15 protein-coding genes and 1 tRNA gene are annotated in these 16,348 nt (G+C 69.5%); 8 read left to right on the top strand and 8 right to left on the bottom strand.

Annotated features, from left to right (window positions below; genetic code table 11):
• Nucleotides 1-4: 4 nt before the first annotated feature.
• Entirely contained in the window at nucleotides 5-1,360 is a 1,356-nt protein-coding gene (locus BW996_RS04480; protein ID WP_076458649.1) for a DUF1615 domain-containing protein, read from the top strand.
• A gap of 10 nt (nucleotides 1,361-1,370) precedes the next feature.
• Here the strand turns inward: BW996_RS04480 and BW996_RS04475 are convergent, their stop codons facing one another.
• From BW996_RS04475 to ppa, 3 genes are all read right to left on the bottom strand, one after another.
• A complete protein-coding gene (locus BW996_RS04475; RefSeq protein WP_051631805.1) occupies nucleotides 1,371-2,231 on the bottom strand; it encodes a DUF3047 domain-containing protein in 861 nt (286 codons plus the stop codon).
• A 66-nt stretch (nucleotides 2,232-2,297) separates the two neighbouring features.
• Nucleotides 2,298-4,085, bottom strand: coding sequence for an ABC transporter ATP-binding protein/permease (locus tag BW996_RS04470; protein WP_037480652.1), 1,788 nt, complete (start codon nucleotides 4,083-4,085; stop codon nucleotides 2,298-2,300).
• 91 nt (nucleotides 4,086-4,176) lie between these two features.
• Nucleotides 4,177-4,701, bottom strand: a complete 525-nt coding sequence (gene ppa, locus BW996_RS04465) for an inorganic diphosphatase (RefSeq protein ID WP_037480654.1) — start codon at nucleotides 4,699-4,701, stop codon at nucleotides 4,177-4,179.
• Between the two features lie 399 nt (nucleotides 4,702-5,100).
• Between ppa and BW996_RS04460 the strand changes: the two genes are divergently transcribed.
• The 3 genes from BW996_RS04460 (at nucleotide 5,101) to BW996_RS04450 (ending at nucleotide 7,424) form a co-directional block, all read left to right on the top strand.
• Nucleotides 5,101-6,609, top strand: a complete 1,509-nt coding sequence (locus tag BW996_RS04460) for a polyhydroxyalkanoate depolymerase (protein ID WP_037480656.1) — start codon at nucleotides 5,101-5,103, stop codon at nucleotides 6,607-6,609.
• Between the two features lie 51 nt (nucleotides 6,610-6,660).
• Nucleotides 6,661-7,323: an electron transport complex subunit RsxB gene (gene rsxB, locus BW996_RS04455; protein WP_037480659.1), complete on the top strand. Its 663-nt coding sequence runs from the start codon at nucleotides 6,661-6,663 to the stop codon at nucleotides 7,321-7,323.
• A 25-nt stretch (nucleotides 7,324-7,348) separates the two neighbouring features.
• Nucleotides 7,349-7,424: transfer RNA gene (locus tag BW996_RS04450), tRNA-Ala, on the top strand.
• Between the two features lie 58 nt (nucleotides 7,425-7,482).
• On the opposite strand, the gene BW996_RS04445 is transcribed toward BW996_RS04450, so the two are convergent.
• From BW996_RS04445 to BW996_RS04430, 4 genes are all read right to left on the bottom strand, one after another.
• Nucleotides 7,483-8,325 (bottom strand): family 16 glycosylhydrolase, encoded by an 843-nt coding sequence (locus BW996_RS04445; protein ID WP_162177969.1) that lies wholly within the window; start codon nucleotides 8,323-8,325, stop codon nucleotides 7,483-7,485.
• 229 nt (nucleotides 8,326-8,554) lie between these two features.
• The gene (locus tag BW996_RS04440; RefSeq protein ID WP_051631806.1) at nucleotides 8,555-8,806 is read right to left on the bottom strand and encodes a hypothetical protein; all 252 of its coding nucleotides are present in this window, start codon (nucleotides 8,804-8,806) and stop codon (nucleotides 8,555-8,557) included.
• Between the two features lie 74 nt (nucleotides 8,807-8,880).
• Nucleotides 8,881-9,495: a DUF2242 domain-containing protein gene (locus BW996_RS04435; protein WP_076458646.1), complete on the bottom strand. Its 615-nt coding sequence runs from the start codon at nucleotides 9,493-9,495 to the stop codon at nucleotides 8,881-8,883.
• A 77-nt stretch (nucleotides 9,496-9,572) separates the two neighbouring features.
• Nucleotides 9,573-9,935, bottom strand: a complete 363-nt coding sequence (locus tag BW996_RS04430; protein WP_037480667.1) for a hypothetical protein — start codon at nucleotides 9,933-9,935, stop codon at nucleotides 9,573-9,575.
• A 125-nt stretch (nucleotides 9,936-10,060) separates the two neighbouring features.
• On the opposite strand from BW996_RS04430, the gene BW996_RS04425 reads away from it, so the two are divergent.
• Together BW996_RS04425 and BW996_RS22440 are read left to right on the top strand one after the other, a co-directional pair.
• Nucleotides 10,061-11,530: a nickel-dependent hydrogenase large subunit gene (locus BW996_RS04425; RefSeq protein ID WP_037480670.1), complete on the top strand. Its 1,470-nt coding sequence runs from the start codon at nucleotides 10,061-10,063 to the stop codon at nucleotides 11,528-11,530.
• A gap of 29 nt (nucleotides 11,531-11,559) precedes the next feature.
• Nucleotides 11,560-12,900 (top strand): sensor histidine kinase, encoded by a 1,341-nt coding sequence (locus tag BW996_RS22440; RefSeq protein WP_051631807.1) that lies wholly within the window; start codon nucleotides 11,560-11,562, stop codon nucleotides 12,898-12,900.
• Nucleotides 12,901-12,903: 3 nt separating this feature from the next.
• On the opposite strand, the gene BW996_RS21615 is transcribed toward BW996_RS22440, so the two are convergent.
• Nucleotides 12,904-13,074, bottom strand: a complete 171-nt coding sequence (locus BW996_RS21615) for a hypothetical protein (RefSeq protein ID WP_169740572.1) — start codon at nucleotides 13,072-13,074, stop codon at nucleotides 12,904-12,906.
• A 274-nt stretch (nucleotides 13,075-13,348) separates the two neighbouring features.
• Between BW996_RS21615 and BW996_RS04415 the strand changes: the two genes are divergently transcribed.
• Both BW996_RS04415 and BW996_RS04410 read left to right on the top strand, forming a co-directional pair.
• Nucleotides 13,349-14,425: a hydrogenase small subunit gene (locus BW996_RS04415; protein WP_037480673.1), complete on the top strand. Its 1,077-nt coding sequence runs from the start codon at nucleotides 13,349-13,351 to the stop codon at nucleotides 14,423-14,425.
• Between the two features lie 58 nt (nucleotides 14,426-14,483).
• Nucleotides 14,484-16,343 carry a nickel-dependent hydrogenase large subunit gene (locus BW996_RS04410; RefSeq protein ID WP_037480676.1) on the top strand — a complete coding sequence of 620 codons (1,860 nt, stop codon included), beginning with the start codon at nucleotides 14,484-14,486 and terminating at the stop codon, nucleotides 16,341-16,343.
• Nucleotides 16,344-16,348 lie beyond the last annotated feature (5 nt).

The following is a 16,348-nucleotide window of genomic DNA, read 5'->3' as shown; positions in this document are numbered from 1 at the left end:
GCCCATGAGATCGTCCGCCCTGCGCCTTGCCGCCCTCGCGCCCCTGATGGCCACGCTGGCCGCCTGCACGACCCTGCCCAGCGACCGCCGCCCTGCCCCCTCGCCCTGGCCCTCGCCGACGCCAGCGCCCGCACCGGGCACGCTGCCACCGGTCTTCACCCTGCCCCCGGCGCCTGCGCCCGGACCGGCACCGACGCCCACGCCGGTTCCGCTGCCGGTGCCGGTGCCCCCGCCGGCCCCCGCCCTGCCGCCGCTTCCGCCCGCGCCGCCACCGCCCCCCGCCCCGGCGCCGGTCAGCGCCGCCGAGGTGCGCGATGTCGCGCTGCGGGTGCTGCCGCCGAACCTGGCCGACCGCCGCCGCTGGGCCGAGGACATCGGCACCGCGTTTGCCGCGCTGTCGATTCCCGCGCAGGCGCACAAGGTCTGCGCGCTGGCCGCGGTGATCGAGCAGGAATCCACCTGGCAGCCCGATCCGCCGGTGGCCAATCTCTCGAGGATCGCCAAGGCCGAGCTGGACAAGAAGCGCGAGCGCTTCGGCATCCCGAAGGCGGTCATGGACCTGGCGCTGCAGAAGACCTCGCCGGACGGCCGCACCTACCAGCAGCGCCTGGACCGGCTGCGCACCGAGCGCGAGCTCTCCGACCTCTACGAGGACATGATCCGCGAGATCCCGCTGGGCGCGCAGATCGCCGGTGGCCAGAACCCGGTGCGCACCGGCGGCTCGACCCAGGTCAGCATCGCCTTCGCCGCCGACCACATGCGCGAGAAACCCTATCCCTGGAAGCCGGCCGGCAGCGCACGCGAGGAGGTCTTCAAGCGCCGCGGCGGCCTGTACTTCGGCGCGGCGATGCTGCTGGACTATCCGGTGTCCTACAACCGCATGCTCTACCGCTTCGCCGACTACAACGCCGGCCTCTACAGCAGCCGCAACGCGGCGGTGCAGTCGCTGCTGGCCCAGCTCACCGGCCAGAGAATCGACCCGGACGGCGACCTGCTGCGCTACAAGGGCCGCGAGCCGCTGTCGCCGCGCAGCGACCCGAGCCAGACCTGGCGGGCGCTGCTGACGCTGCAGCCCGAGCTGGGCGTGAACGCCGCGCAGATCGAGCGCGACCTGAAGCTGGAGAAGCAGTTCGCCTTCGAGCAGTCGCCGACCTACCGGCGCCTGTACCAGCTCGCCGAGCGCCGCGGCCTGAAACCCGCGCGCGAGCAGCTGCCCGACATCGACCTCAACAGCCCGAAGATCACCCGCAAGCTCACCACCGCCTGGTTCGCCGACCGCTGCGAGGCGCGCTACCGCACCTGCCTGGCCCGCGACGCCGCGGCAGCCTCGCTGCCGCCGGCCAGCGATCCGCGGCCCTGAGGCACCGGCCTCACCCCCCGGCCGCCAGCGCCGGCATGTCGCCTTCCGGCGCGGGCAGGTGAATGTCGCCGTAGAGCGTCTCGACCGCGCCGCCCAGGTCGTCGCTGTCGGTGAAGACGCCGATGCTGCGGATCGGGCCGGGCTCGCGGCCGAAGACGGCGCGGTAGTCGGCCACCAGATCGCGGCGATGCCAGCGCCAGCGGCCCTGCTCGGCCGCGCCGCTGTCGACGACCAGGTAGCGGATGCTGCTGCTGCGCGGATAGGCCACCGCCGCGCCCACCGGCAGCTGACCGTCCCAGACATACATCAGCGTCGAGTGCGGCAGGGTGTGGCCGGTGAACAGCTCGACCTGCTCGCGGAAGATCATCTCGCGCAGCGACAGGCCGGAGAGATCGCCGTCGAAGGCCACCACCACACGCGCCGGGCAGTCGTCGCGGCTGTCGTCGTCGCTGCGGGCCTGCTCGGGCACCTGCGAGACGCACCAGCCGAACTCCAGCCAGCGGTACTCGCCCGGCTCGCGGCGCAGGTCGTGGCGCAGACCGGTGGCGCCGCGCTCGGAGCGGGCCTGCAGCACGGTGCGGCCGCTGTCCGGGTCGGTCACGGTGCGATAGAGCGTGTCGCGCCGGTCCGGGCGCATGCGGTGCGGCACCCAGCCCGGCGGCAGCGCCTCGCCCGGCGCGCTCTCGGAGAAAGGCATCACCGGCCGCAGCGACGACAGCGGCGGCACCGCGGCCGCCACCGGCACCATCGGCAGCCAGGGCGACAGCGACAGCGCACCGGCGCAGCGCAGCCAGGATCGGCGCGACACGGCGCCACGGGCATCGGGAAGATCGGTCGGCACATCCATGCGCGCACGGTAGCGCCGGCGCATGTCGGCTTCAGGACAAGCGCAAACGCGGTGGCTGGCCGGGCGTGAAATGCGGGCGGATCGACGTGCTCAGGGCGCGCCCAGCTGCCAGCGGCCGTCGCGCGCCAGCGTCAGCGCCTGGTCGTGGAAGGCGGCCAGCGTCTCGCGGTGGCCGACGCTGACCAGCACCGTCTGCGGCAACCCGCTGCGCAGCAGCCGGTACAGGCCGTGCTCCAGCCCGGTGTCGGTGGCCGAGGTCGCCTCGTCGAGAAAGACGATCGCCGGCCGGTTCGCCAGCACGCGGCCGAAGGCCAGGCGCTGCTGCTCGCCCGGCGAGAGCACCTGCGACCAGTCCTGCGCCAGGTCGAGCTGGGTGGCCAGGTGGCCGAGCTGGACCTGCTCGAGGATCTGCGCGGCGCGCGCCGGATCCAGCGACGCGGCCTCGGCCGGATAGGCCAGCGCCGCCGCCAGCGTGCCGATCGGCAGGTAGGGCCGCTGCGACAGGAACAGGCAGGCCGCGCCCTGCGGCCGGGCCGCACGGCCCTCGGAGAACGGCCACAGGCCGGCGAGCGTGCGCAGCAGCGTCGTCTTGCCCGAGCCCGAGGGACCGCGGATCAGCAGCGCGCTGCCGGCCGGCAGCGCCAGCGACAGGTCGGCGGTCAGCACCTGGCCGTCGGGGCGGCGCACCGTCAGGTGCTCGATCGTCAGGCCCTGGGCCTGCTCGGCCAGCGCCGGCAGCGCCAGACTCGACGACGCACGCACGTTCTGCTCGAAGCCGCTCAGGCGCTCGAGCACCGCGCGGTAGCCGGCGAAGCTGTCGTAGGAGGTGCGGAAGAAGGACAGCGCCTCCTCGACCTGGCCGAAGGCCTGGCTGGTCTGCATCACGTCGCCGAGCTTGATCGTGCCGGCGAACAGGCGCGGCGCCTGGATGATGAAGGGGAAGACCACCGCGATCTGGCTGATCGTCAGGTTGTAGCCGTCGAACTTCAGCGTGCGCCACAGCGTGTCCCAGGCGTTGCCGATCACTGCGGCGAAGCTCGCCAGCAGGCCGCGGCGCTCGACCGCCTCGCCGCGGTAGAGCGCGATGCTCTCGCCGTACTCGCGCAGTCGCACCAGCAGATAGCGGTAGTTCGCGGTCAGCTTCTCGTTCATGAAGTTCAGCCCGATCAGCGGCCGGCCGATCCAGAACGCGAACACCGACGCGCCGATCACGTACAGATAGACCAGGAACACCATCGCGCGCGGGATCTCGGTGCCGGCCACCATCATCGGTGCCGAGAGATTCCACAGGATGCCGGTGAACTCGTACATCGACACCACCGCGCCGACCAGGCCCATCGACAGCGCCAGCGTGGTCGTCACCAGCGTGGTCACGTCCTGCTGGATGCGCTGGTCGGGGTTGTCGACGGCCGGCTCGGCGAAGCGGCCGAGGTAGTAGGACTGGCCCTGCAGCCATTCGCCGACGGTGCGGTCGTTGAGCCACTGGCGCCAGTGGATGGTGAAGGCGCCGCGGATGTAGCTGCTGAGCACCGCGCGGATCACATGGATCGTCGCCAGGATGCCGAAGAGCTGCATGCCGAACCAGAAGCCCTTCTGGTCGAGCGCCTGCAGCGCGCTGTAGAACTCGTTGTACCAGTACGAGAACACCACGTTCATGCGCACCGTGAACAGCACGAACAGCAGCATCAGCGCCACGCCGCCCAGCGGCCGCCAGGATCGCCGGGGCGAGAAGTAGTCTCCGGTGAGCGACCAGAACTGCCGCCCCCACACCGTCCCCCGCGCCAAGAGCGCCATCACCGCGACGAAGACCACCAGCGTGATCGCGTAGGCCTTGGCCACCCAGATCGCGCTGTTCAGAAGTTCCTGGTTCCAGTTCATCCGCCTAGTCTACGGGCGAAAAAAAGGGAGCCCGGCGGGCTCCCCTTCCTGGCGATGGCGCGGCGTGGCCGGCACCACAGCGCTCAGGCCATCACTTGGCGGCCAGGCGCTCGACGCCGCTGGTGATCTCGGCGCGCGCGGCGTCGGCGTCAGCCCAGCCGGTGACCTTGACCCACTTGCCCTTCTCCAGGTCCTTGTAGTGCTCGAAGAAATGCTGGATGCGCGCCAGGATCAGCGGATCGACGTCGGCGTGCGACTTGATGCCAGCGTAGGTCGGCAGGATCTTCTCGGTCGGCACGGCCAGCACCTTGGCGTCTTGGCCCGACTCGTCTTCCATGTTCAGCACGCCAATGGCGCGGCAGGGCACGACCGAGCCCGGCACCAGCGCGAAGGGCGTCAGCACCAGCACGTCGACCGGGTCACCGTCGAGCGACAGGGTCTGCGGCACATAGCCGTAGTTGCACGGGTAGTGCATCGCGGTGCCCATGAAACGGTCCACGAACAGCGCGCCGGTCTCCTTGTCGACTTCGTACTTGACGGGGTCCGAGTTCGCCGGGATCTCGATGATCACGTTGAACTTGTCGGCGGTGCCGGGGGGGACGTTGAGCAGGCTCATGAGGTGGTTCCGGAAGTGTTGAATGAATGGGAAAGCCGAAAAGCCGTCGCGATTCTACGGGGCGCGCTTGCGTCGGCCTTGCGCCCGACGCGCAGGTCGTGGCGTCGTCGAACAGCATCGAACAGGCCATCGGCCCGAAGACGTTGCGGCATTGCAACATCCGCCCCGAAGACCCGCCGCACTGTCCCGCAATGGAACAGCAAAGGTACCCGGCAGACCCCATGCAGTGCCGATTGCCGGGAGGATTGCGCCGTAATTACGGGAATTGCCCGGTTGCCCCGCCTTGATCCCGCGCAGGATGATGCTGCGCAGCAATACCGGCAGGCGTAGAATGCTGCACTGCAACATGAGCGGCTCGCCGCCCTGCCCCAGCCCCCACCGGATGCCCGAGGAATCGCGATGCTCTATCAGTTCTACGAAACCCAGCGCGCTCTGCTGAGCCCGTTCGCGGAGTTCGCCAGCGCCACCGCCAAGCTCTACAGCCATCCGCTGTCACCGTTTGCCCAGGCCCCCGGCTCCGAGCGCATGGCCGCCGGCTTCGACCTGCTGCACCGTCTGACCAAGGAATACGAGAAGCCGGCCTTCGGCATCACCGCGGTCAAGGTCGATGGCATCGACGTGGCCGTCCAGGAGCAGGTGGTCGAGAACCGCCCCTTCTGCCGCCTGCTGCGCTTCAAGCGCTACACCGACAACGCGCAGATGCTCGAGCGCATGCGCGCGCAGCCGATCGTGCTGGTGGTCGCCCCGCTGTCGGGCCACCACTCGACGCTGCTGCGCGACACGGTGCGCACGCTGCTGCAGGACCACAAGGTCTACATCACCGACTGGGTCGATGCCCGCATGGTGTCGATGGAGGCCGGCAGCTTCCACCTGGCCGACTACATCGCCTATGTGCAGGACTTCATCCGCCTGCTCGGCCCCGAGGTCAACGTGATCTCGGTCTGCCAGCCCACCGTGCCGGTGCTGGCGGCCATCTCGCTGATGGCCTCGCGCGGCGAGACCACGCCGCGCACGATGACGATGATGGGCGGCCCGATCGACGCCCGCAAGAGCCCGACCGCGGTCAACAACCTGGCGATGAACCGCAACATCGAGTGGTTCGAGCACAACGTGATCTACCGCGTGCCGCAGAACTTCCCCGGCGCCGGCCGGCGCGTCTACCCGGGCTTCATGCAGCACACCGGCTTCGTCGCGATGAACCCGGACCGCCACGCCAACTCGCACTGGGACTACTTCCTGGACCTGGTGCGCGGCGACGACGACAGCGCCGAGGCGCATCGCCAGTTCTATGACGAGTACAACGCGGTGCTCGACATGGACGCGAACTACTACCTCGAGACGATCCGCACCGTCTTCCAGGATTTCGCGCTGGTCTACGGCACCTGGGTGGTCAACGGCGAGCCGGTGCGGCCGCAGGACATCACCACCACCGCGCTGCTGACGGTCGAGGGCGAGCTCGACGACATTTCCGGCGCCGGCCAGACCGAGGCCGCGCACGGCCTGTGCAGCGGCATTCCGGCCGAGCGCCGCGAGCACTACATCGTCAAGGGTGCGGGCCACTACGGCATCTTCTCCGGCCGCCGCTGGCGCGAGATGGCCTATCCGGAAGTGCGCAAGTTCATCCTCGAGCATCAGGCGCCGATGAAGACGCCGGCGGTTCAAGCCGAGCCGATCGAAGCGGCCCCGGTGCTCACGGCCGAAGCGCCTGTGGCTGTGGCCGAACCGGCTGTGGTCGCAGAAACCGCCGCAGCCATCGAGACTGCCCCGGCGGTGGATGCCGACGCGGCGGCGCCGGAAGCGGTCGAGGCGCCAGTCGAGACCCCGACGCAAGCGCCTGTCGAGGAAGTCCCTTCGGCGGCGGCACCGGCGGCACCGGCCGCACCGCGCCGCGGCAAGTCCCGCCGCTGAGGCTGGCCGGGTGACGGACAATCGCGGTTTTGCCCGCGTCTGTCCGCCGCCATGCCGCCGCCCTCTCTCGCTGACCTGATCGATGACCTGCTGCCGCAGACCCAGTGCACCCGCTGCGGCCAGCCCGACTGCCGCGCCTATGCCGAGGCAGTGGCAGCAGGCACGATGGACATCAACCGCTGCCCGCCCGGCGGGCAGGAAGGCATCGTCCGGCTGGCCGCCCTGACCGGCCAACCGGTGAAACCGCTCGATCCCGAGTGCGGCATCGACGGCCCGCTCACCGTGGCGGTCATCGACGAAGCCTGGTGCATCGGCTGCACGCTGTGCATCAAGGCCTGCCCGGTCGACTGCATCAGCGGCACGAACAAGCACATGCACAGCGTCATCGAGGCCGACTGCACCGGCTGCGAGCTCTGCCTGCCGGCCTGTCCGGTCGACTGCATCTCGCTGGAGGTGGTCACGCCCGGGCGCAGCGGCTGGCAGGCCTGGACCCCGGAGCAAGCGCGCGCTGCCCGCCAGCGCTACCAGGAGCGCAACACGCGCCGTCAGCGCACCGCCAGTCAGCAGGCCGAACGCCTCGAGCACAAGGCCCGGCACAAGCTCGAGCATCTGGCCGATCTGACCCGCAACACCGAGGTTCCCGGCGAGATCGACCGCAAGCGCGCGGTCATCGAAGCGGCCATGGCGCGCGCCCGTTTGCAACGCTCGAAATGATCGTGCTAGAATTGCATTCTGCGTTGGGGGGGTAGCTCAGCTGGGAGAGCGTCGCGTTCGCAATGCGAAGGTCGGGAGTTCGATCCTCCTCCTCTCCACCAACGAAACCAGCAGAAAACGCCAGATCCGAAAGGGTCTGGCGTTTTTTCTTGCCCGAAGTCAGGCCAGAGTGCGCGCGCGGCGGCGCTGCTGCCAGCCCAGCACACCCAGGCCAGCAAACAGCATGGCCATCGGCGCAGGTTCAGGCACCGGGCTGACCGTGGTGTAGCTGATCGCGTCGAAGGTGGCTGTCGCGCCGCCTCGCGCATAGCTGCCCAGCACGCTGGTCGCGCTGCCGGACTCGACCGCCCAGACATCCGCAACGATGCGGCCCTGCTCGTCCGGCACATCGATGCCCGACAGCGTGTGGACCGACTGCCCGTCGACCGACCAGGACAGCGAACCGGCCACCCAGCTGAAGGCATAGGTGTGCATGCCTGCGGACGCATCGAAGCCCAGCGCGATCGACTGCGTCGTGAGGCCGGCGGTCGACGACAGGTAGCTGACGAACAGCGTGCTGGTGTCGTTGCCGGCGATGTGCATGCCGATCAGGTCGGTCGGGCCGGTCGCAGCGTTCAGCGTGCCGCTGTACTTCATGAAATCGGTGACGACGCCCGCGCCGCTGGCGGCGCGAAAGGTCGCGCTGTAGGTGCCGAAGCCGTAGCTGTCGTTCGACACCAGCTGGCCCGAGGCATTGGGCTGTCCGGAACACTGCTCCTGCGCCACGCTGCACGGCCAGGTGTTGAGCCGCAGCGACATCTCGCTGGAGCCGAAACTCACATGGCTGCTGCGCCAGCCCACGTCGAGCGGATCGGGCGCGGCCACGCCATGGGTGCGGGTCCAGAGGCTGCTGTCGAAGGCATCAAGCTCATCGACGAAGGAGGTGCCGGCCGCATGGGCGCCGACGGACAGGGGCAGCAGCAGCCACACCAGGGAGCGAAGGGTTCGGGCAACGGGCTTCATGGGGGAGTCTTTCAGTTGGCGGATGGCCTTGGCCATCGGTCCACGCACACCTGGGTGTGCAGCCTGAAGACAGGCTAGATCCCCGCATTTGCCGCGACATCCCCCCGTTTGAGCACTTCCGGCGAGGGGATCGCTTCAATCGAAGCCTGATGTGAAAAATTACAAGATAGACCGGTCTCAATTCCGGACGAAATCTGCCGAGATGGGCACACGCCATCTGGCGCGGACTTCAGCGTGCCGGACGCAATCCGATCTGTGCGCAGATGTTTCGCCCGGTGACGGTCAGGCGCAGCGTGCCGCCGTGCCATTCCATCCAGTGAATCGCGACGAAGTCATCGATGACCCCAGGATCGATCAGGTCGGCGCGACGCCGCTGCAGGAACTCGATCGTGGATGGCAGTGCAGCACGCAGGCGCTGCTCACGCGCGCGGCGTGCGTCCAGTGGTGGCGCCACCACGGACGACGGACTCGGACTGATCATGAGGCACTCCCGGAGTTGGGCCACGATAGCACCATTCCAGCCGTGCCGCTGCCTCCGAACGTCCGGATGGACGCTCACGGAACTTCAAGGTACCTATCCACCAGCTGGAAGAAGCGATCGTAGAACTCGCCGGCCGGGATGGTCTCGCTGGCGACCTTGACCAACGAGTCGTCATTGGACGACAGCGGCAGCGAGACCGAGCCGATCGCGCTGACGCCCAGGCTGGCCGAGTTGGAGCTCTTCCTCAGCGAGTAGCGGTCCTGGACCGCGCTGACGAAGGCGATGGTCGAAGGCCGATCGTCGGGATCGCCGGCATTGGCCGCCGGCTCCGAGGCGGACAGCGACGCCGCCCTCACTTCGGGCACGCAGACGATGTGGAACTCGATCTGCACATGCACCTCGGGCTGAGGCTGGAAGCTCTTGCGACCGGTCACCGAATCGGCACGATCCGCGCTGCCCAGCAGATAGCCCTGGCTCATCAGCGCGCGCCGGGCCGCCTCGCAGGTGCTGGCGGTGGTCGACGGGAAGACCCGCGAGAAGGTCTCGGTGTTCGAGAAGGCCTCGTCGAGATAGACCTTGGCCTTGGCGGCGGCGCCGCCCGAGGAGGTCGAGCAGCCGGACAGGGCCGTCAGCAACGCCAGCGTGGCGGCCAGGGATCGCAGCAGCGGCAGGTCGAAGGAGCGCGTCATCGGCACGACAGTCGGTTCGGGCGGTCGGTGCGCATCGTAGCGCCGATCCCGGGCCGGCGCAGATTCAAGCCGGTCAATCAGGCGCGCGGCTTGCGCGGCGCCTTCTTCGCGGCCGGGGCCGGCTCGGCGGCGACCGGGGCGGCGGAGAACAGCTTGGCCGCACGGCCCTTGAGCTCGAGCAGCTCGTCGGGCGTGACCGAGTAGCGCGCGGCCATCGCGTCGGCGCGGATGCCGAACTCGACCTCCTTCTTGCCGTTGGACAGCGTGCCGCTGGTGAAGTCGTAGTCGGCGTCACGCGCCGGGAAGCCGTTCTTCTCGAGGTCGTAGCCCTGATAGCGGACCTCGGTGATCTCGCCGCTGGCGAAGTCCAGGACGCCGGTCGACTTGACCAGGGTGTCGGCGAGCTCGTCGACGATGACGATGGGCAGCTTCAGGTCCATGCGGGATTTCTCTCTTTCCTTGTGCTTCGGGCGTCTTTCAGGGCGGCGGATGATGCCACAGCGCCGTGTCCGGACACCGCACAATGCGGGCCGCAACCCGAACATCCGCCCGGAGGAACCGCCCCATGCCCCGCCTGATCGTCGGCCCCTTCAACCGCGTCGAGGGCGATCTCGAGGTCCGTCTGGACATCGCCGACGGCCGGGTGCGCTCGGCCGAGGTCTGCGCGCCGATGTACCGCGGCTTCGAGCAGATCCTGCTCGGCCGTCCGGCCGGGGACGCGCTGGTGATCGTGCCGCGCATCTGCGGCATCTGCTCGGTGTCGCAGTCGGTGGCGGCCACGCGCGCGCTGGCCGACCTGGCCGGCATGCAGCCCCCGCCCAACGGCCTGCTGGCGACCAACCTGATGCTGGCCTGCGAGAACCTGGCCGATCACCTGACGCATTTCTATCTGTTCTTCATGCCGGACTTCACCCGAGAGGTCTACGCGACGCGGCCCTGGTTCGTGGAGGCACGCCGGCGCTTCGCGGCCCTCTCGCCCGAGGGCTGCGGCGAGCACCACCGGCTGGCGACCGCGGCGCGCGCGCGCTGGTTCACGCTGATGGGGCTGCTCGGCGGCAAGTGGCCGCACACCGGCAGCCTGGAGGCCGGCGGCTCGGCGCGCGCGATCGACGCGGCCGAGCGGCTGCGGCTGCTGGCACGGGTGCGCGAGTTCCGCAGCTTCCTGGAGCGCACACTGTTCGGCGCGCCGCTGGAGGCGGTGGCCGCGCTCTCCAGCCTGGCGGATCTGGCGCGCTGGCGCGCCGAGCGCCCGGACGGCGACCTGCGCTTCTTCCTCGACCTGGCCGACGAGCTCGGGCTGGCACGGCTGGGGCCCGGGCCGGGGCTGTGGATCAGCCACGGCGCCTATCCGCAGCCCGACGGCACCCGCGCGATCGGCGGCGGCGTCTGGCGCGCCGGCGCGCCGGCCACCGTCGCGCTGGAGCTGTCGCGCATCACCGAGGACGTGACGCGGGCCTGGCTGGCGGCCGACGGCGAGCCGGCTCGCCACCCGGCGCGCGGCCTGACGCTGCCGGACGCCGACAAGCCCGGCGCCTACAGCTGGAACAAGGCACCGCGCCTGGGCGGCGAGGTCGCCGAGACCGGCGCGCTGGCGCGCCAGCTCGCCGACGGCCAGCCGCTGCTGCGCGAGCTGGTCGCGCGCGAAGGCACGGGCGTGCTGGCGCGGGTGCTGGCACGGCTGATGGAGCTGGCGCGCGTGGTGCCGCTGATGGAGGGCTGGCTGAAGGCGATCCGCCCGGGCGAGCCCTTCTGCCGCCCGGCGCCGCTGCCGGCCGACGGCCAGGGCTGCGGCCTGACCGAGGCTGCGCGCGGCGCGCTCGGCCACTGGATCGCGCTGCAGGGCGGACGCATCCGCCACTGGCAGATCATCGCGCCGACGAGCTGGAACTTCTCGCCGCGCGACGCCGCCGGCCGGCCCGGCGCGCTCGAGCAGGCGCTGGAGGACGCGCCGGTGCAGCCGGGCGAGACCACGCCGGTGGCGGTCCAGCACATCGTGCGCTCCTTCGACCCGTGCATGGTCTGCACCGTGCACTGATCCCCCCTTCGCTGCAGGACGAACCCGCCATGCCCGACCGCCCGCCGCTCGCCCCGATGCTGCCGCCCGCCGACGGGCTGGACGACAGCGCCTGGCTCGACGTGATCCACAAGATGGACGAGGTCTACTCGCAGCTGGTGGCCGACGAGGTCGCGCTGGAGGAAAAGAACGCCCAGCTCGAGCAGTCGCAGCAGTTCATCTTCAGCCTGCTCAGCGCGATGAGCGACGTGCTGGTGGCCTGCGACGCCGGCGGCCGCATCGAGGAGACCAACCGCGCGCTGGCCGAGCTGACCGGCCGCGACGAGGCCGCGCTGCGCGGCAGCAGCATCGCCGCGCTGATGGCCGACGAGACCAGCCGGGTGCGCATCCGCCATGTGCTGGGCACGCCGGCGCTGCAGCGCGGCGGCACGGTGCTCGAGGTCGAGCTGCTCGACGGCGCCGGCCAGCCGGTGCCGGTCGACTTCAACTGCACGCCGCGGCTGGACGCGGCCGGACGGCGCGTCGGCCTGGTCTTCGTCGGGCGGCCGATGGGCGAGCTCAAGCGCGCCTACCACCAGCTGCGCGAGGCGCACGAGGCGCTCAAGCGCACCCAGCAGCAGCTGCTGCATTCGGAGAAGATGGCCTCGCTGGGCCGGCTGGTGGCGGGCGTCGCGCACGAGCTGAACAACCCGATCAGCTTCGTGCTCGGCAACGTGCATGCGCTGACCCGCTACACCGAGCGGCTGCGCCAGTACCTCGGCGAGATCCATGACGGCCGGCCGGTGGCCGAGCTCGCGCCGATGCGCCGCAAGCTGCGCATCGACCACCTGCTGGCCGACCTGCCCTCGCTGATGGAGGGCACGCTCGAGGGCGCGCAGCGCACCGCCGACATCGTGCAGGGCCTGAAGCGATTCTCGGCCGCCGACCGCGACGAGCGCGGCCCGGTGCGGCTCAACGAGGTGGTCGAGCAGGCGATCCACTGGGTGCGCAAGGGCACCGCGCCGGACTTCGTCGTGCACTGGCAGCCCGGCCCCGACGCGGTGGTCGAAGGGGCGCCGGGACCGCTGCTGCAGGTGATGCTCAACCTGATCCAGAACGCCTGGGACGCGACCAGCGGCGCAGGCGCGAAGCCCCCGACGCTGTGGATCACCGGCCATCTGGAAGCCGGCCTGGCGCGGCTGGTGTTCCGCGACAACGGCCCCGGCATCGCGCCGGAGCATCTGGGGCGGCTGTTCGACCCCTTCTTCACCACCAAGCCGGTCGGCAAGGGCACCGGCCTGGGGCTGTCGATCAGCTACGGCATCGTCGAGCAGCACGGCGGGCGGCTGCTCGCCGGCAACCAGGCGGGCGGCGGCGCGGAGTTCGTGGTCGAACTGCCCGCCCGCGGCTGAAGCTCAGAGACTGGAGGCGCCCTCCTGGGGGGCCGACGCCGCATGGGCACCGTCGTCCTCGCGCGAATGGCTCGGACCGGGGTTGGCCTTCTTCTGCGCCTTTTCCGCCTTCTTCTTCTTCTTCTCCAGCTCGCGCTGGCGTTTCTCGAACGAGTAGTTCGGCTTGATGGGCATGGGGCGCCTTTCTCTGTAGTGGTGTCTGCAGGGTATCACCATCGGGCTGACGCCGGCTCGCGCCGCACCGCAAGCATCGATTCCAGGCCGGATGCCTCGCTGCAAGCCCTCTTTCCACCCCCGTCAGGAACCTGGCCTGACCTGCGTCAAGGCGTGACGAATTTCCAAGCCGTGACAAGGACTTGCAACACGGATCAGTGATTACCCTGACTCCAGCCGAGGCAGGCACGCGACTTGTGACGTTCTCCGCGACAGAAACCCGAGGAGACACCCCATGGAAACCTTCTACGAGGTGATGCGACGCCAAGGCATCTCGCGCCGCAGCCTGCTGAAGTACTGCTCGCTGACCGCGACCTCGCTGGGCCTGGGCCCGGCCTTCGTGCCGAGAATCGCGCACGCGATGGAGACCAAGCCGCGCACGCCCGTGCTGTGGCTGCACGGCCTGGAGTGCACCTGCTGCAGCGAATCGTTCATCCGCAGCGCGCACCCGCTGGCCAAGGACGTGGTGCTGTCGATGATCAGCCTGGACTACGACGACACGCTGATGGCCGCCGCCGGCCACCAGGCCGAGGCCATCCTCGAGGAGATCATGACCAAGTACAAGGGTCAGTACATCCTCGCCGTCGAGGGCAATCCGCCGCTCAACGAGGACGGGATGTTCTGCATCCAGTCGGGCAAGCCCTTCATCGAGAAGCTCAAGCATGTGGCCAAGGACGCCAAGGCCATCATCGCCTGGGGCTCGTGCGCGTCCTGGGGCTGCGTGCAGGCCGCCAAGCCCAACCCGACGCAGGCCACGCCGATCCACAAGGTCATCACCGACAAGCCCATCATCAAGGTGCCCGGCTGCCCGCCGATCGCCGAGGTGATGACCGGCGTGATCACCTACATGCTGACCTTCGACCGCATCCCCGAGCTGGACCGCCAGGGCCGGCCGAAGATGTTCTACAGCCAGCGCATCCACGACAAGTGCTATCGCCGGCCGCACTTCGACGCCGGCCAGTTCGTCGAGAGCTTCGACGACGAGTACGCGAGGAAGGGCTACTGCCTCTACAAGGTCGGCTGCAAGGGGCCGACCACCTACAACGCCTGCTCCACCGTGCAGTGGAACGAGGGCACCAGCTTCCCGATCAAGGCCGGCCACGGCTGCATCGGCTGCTCGGAGGACGGCTTCTGGGACAAGGGCTCGTTCTACGACCGCCTGACCACCATTCACCAGTTCGGCATCGAGGGCACCGCCGACCAGATCGGTGGCGGCACGGCGGTGGTGGTCGGCGCGGCGGTGGCCGCGCATGCGGCCGTCTCGGCGATCAAGCGCGCCAGCTCGCGCGACAGCGCCACCTCCGACCACTGAGCGCGGCACGCGCCGCATCCGCCCCTCCCCGGACACCGCAGGACAGAGAGAACACATCATGGGCGTCATCGAGACCCAGGGCTTCCAGCTCGACAACACCGGCCGGCGCATCGTCGTCGACCCCGTCACCCGCATCGAGGGCCACATGCGCTGCGAGGTGAATGTGGACCAGGACAACATCATCCGCAACGCCGTGTCGACCGGCACGATGTGGCGCGGCCTGGAGGTGATCCTCAAGGGGCGCGACCCGCGCGACGCCTGGGCCTTCGTCGAGCGCATCTGCGGCGTGTGCACCGGCTGCCACGCGCTGACCAGCGTGCGTGCGGTCGAGGACGCGCTGGGCATCCGCATCCCGCTCAACGCCCACCTCATCCGCGAGATGATGGCCAAGACGCTGCAGGTGCACGACCATGCGGTGCACTTCTATCACCTGCACGCGCTGGACTGGGTGGACGTGGTCAGCGCGCTGAAGGCCGACCCGAAGAAGACCTCCGAGCTGCAGCAGCTGGTCTCGCCCTCGCATCCGCTGTCCTCGCCGGGCTATTTCCGCGACATCCAGACCCGGCTGAAGAAGTTCGTCGAGAGCGGCCAGCTCGGCCCCTTCATGAACGGCTACTGGGGCTCGAAGGCCTATGTGCTGCCGCCCGAGGCCAACCTGATGGCCGTCACCCACTATCTGGAGGCGCTGGACCTGCAGAAGGAATGGGTGAAGGTCCACACCATCTTCGGCGGCAAGAACCCGCACCCGAACTACCTGGTCGGCGGCGTGCCCTGCGCGATCAAGCTCGACGGCGACGGCGCCTCCGGCGCGCCGATCACGATGGAGCGGCTCAACTTCGTCGAGGCGCGCATCAAGGAGATGATCGAGTTCAACCAGAACGTCTACATCCCGGACGTGCTGGCGATCGGCACGATCTACAAGCAGGCCGGCTGGCTGCATGGCGGCGGCCTGAGCGCGAAGAACATCGCCGACTACGGCACCTACGAGAAGGTGCCCTACGACTTCAGCACCCACCAGCTGCCCGGCGGCGTGATCCTCGACGGCAACTGGGACAAGATCCATCCGATCGATCCGCGCGACCCGGAGCAGGTGCAGGAGTTCGTGACCCACAGCTGGTACAAGTACGGCGACGAGACCCAGGGCCTGCACCCCTGGGACGGCGTGACCGAGCCCAACTACCAGCCCGAGGGCCCGAACTTCAAGGGCACCCGCACCCGGATCGAGCAGCTCGACGAATCGGCCAAGTACTCGTGGATCAAGTCGCCGCGCTGGCGCGGCCATGCGGTCGAGGTCGGCCCGCTGTCGCGCTACATCCTCGGCTATGTGCATGCGACCCAGGGCAACAAGCATTGCCAGCGGGTCAAGGAACAGGTGGATGTCTCGGCGCGCATGATCAACAGCGACCTGCCCAAGGCGCTGGGCCTGCCCGAGACCCGCCTGAGCCTGAAGCAGCTGCTGCCCAGCACGATCGGCCGCACGCTGGCGCGCGCGCTCGAGAGCCAGTACTGCGGCGAGATGATGATGGACGACTTCCGTCAGCTCGTCGCCAACATCAAGGCCGGCGACACCGCCACCGCCAACGTCGAGAAGTGGGACCCGAGCACCTGGCCGAAGGAGGCCAAGGGCGTGGGCACCGTGGCCGCGCCGCGCGGCATGCTCGGCCACTGGATCCGCATCAAGGACGGCCGGATCGAGAACTACCAGTGCGTGGTGCCGACCACCTGGAACGGCAGCCCGCGCGACCACAAGGGCCAGATCGGCGCCTTCGAGGCCTCGCTGCTGAACACGCCGATGGTCAATCCGGAGCAGCCGGTCGAGATCCTGCGCACGCTGCATTCCTTCGACCCCTGCCTGGCCTGCTCGACCCATGTCATGAGCCCGGACGGCCAGGAAATGGCCACCGTCAAGGTGCGCTGAAGCCC

Origin of the sequence: Sphaerotilus natans (genome assembly GCF_900156335.1) — a bacterium.
Classification (GTDB): Bacteria; Pseudomonadota; Gammaproteobacteria; order Burkholderiales; family Burkholderiaceae_C; genus Sphaerotilus; species Sphaerotilus natans.
The sequence above is the reverse complement of the archived record's forward strand: the minus strand, read 5'-3'. Positions and strand labels throughout refer to the sequence as shown.